Genomic DNA, 650 nt, shown 5'->3' with positions numbered 1-650 from the left:
TTGCTGGAACTGGTAGAAATGGAAATCCGTGATCTGCTGTCTAGCTACGAATTCCCAGGCGACGATGTTCCATTGATTAAAGGTTCTGCACTGAAAGCATTGGAAGGTGACCAGTCTGATATCGGTGAAGCTTCTATTATGGCTTTGGCTGATGCATTAGACAGCTACATTCCGACACCGGAACGTGCCGTAGACAAACCATTCCTGTTGCCGATTGAAGACGTATTCTCAATTTCAGGTCGTGGTACTGTGGTTACCGGTCGTGTAGAACGCGGTGTAATCAACGTAGGTGACGAAATTGAAATCGTGGGTCTGAAAGACACCCAGAAAACTACTTGTACCGGTGTGGAAATGTTCCGCAAATTGCTGGATCAGGGTCAGGCTGGTGATAACGTAGGTGTATTGTTGCGTGGTACCAAACGTGAAGAAGTAGAACGTGGTCAAGTACTGGCAAAACCGGGCAGCATCACCCCGCACACCAAATTTAAAGCTGAAGTATACGTATTGAGCAAAGAAGAAGGTGGACGTCATACCCCATTCTTCGCAAACTACCGTCCGCAATTCTATTTCCGTACCACTGACGTAACAGGCGCAGTAAGTCTGGCTGAAGGTGTAGAAATGGTAATGCCGGGTGAAAATGTGACCATCGA

Annotated in this window: 1 protein-coding gene; it reads left to right on the top strand. The window is 47.2% G+C overall.

Annotation, left to right across the window (positions count from 1 at the left end; genetic code table 11):
* The coding region (locus tag J3U64_RS09930; RefSeq protein WP_267409120.1) for an EF-Tu/IF-2/RF-3 family GTPase at positions 1–650 on the top strand (650 nt) is incomplete at both ends.

Origin of the sequence: Snodgrassella sp. B3800, from assembly GCF_026535865.1 — a bacterium.
Classification (GTDB): Bacteria; Pseudomonadota; Gammaproteobacteria; order Burkholderiales; family Neisseriaceae; genus Snodgrassella; species Snodgrassella alvi_E.
Note: the sequence above shows the minus strand (reverse complement) of the source record. Positions and strands in the feature narration are given on the sequence as shown.